The following is a 256-nucleotide window of genomic DNA, read 5'->3' on the forward strand; positions in this document are numbered from 1 at the left end:
CGCGGCGAGACCGACGAAGGAATGCAGCAGGGCGATCAGCTCGGGCATCCCGGTCATCTCGACCACCGCCGCCCGCCGCAACCCGATCCCCGCCCCGACCGCCATCGCGACGATCATCAACGCGACCGACGTCCCCGTGATCTCCCCCGTGACCGCTTGGGCGATGGTCGCGATCAGCGCGACGACCATCCCGGCGATCCCGAAATAATTCCCCACCCGGGCGGTTTCGTGCCGGGACAGCCCGGCGAGGGCGAGA

The 256-nt window shown here is 69.9% G+C and carries 1 protein-coding gene; it reads right to left on the bottom strand.

The window, feature by feature from the left end; all coding sequences use genetic code 11:
• On the bottom strand, window positions 1-256 hold a 256-nt coding region (locus WA670_RS45120; protein WP_336162327.1), incomplete at both ends, for an NAD(P)(+) transhydrogenase (Re/Si-specific) subunit beta.

The organism is Amycolatopsis sp. VC5-11 (assembly GCF_037034185.1).
In the GTDB taxonomy this organism is placed as follows: Bacteria; Actinomycetota; Actinomycetes; order Mycobacteriales; family Pseudonocardiaceae; genus Amycolatopsis; species Amycolatopsis nivea.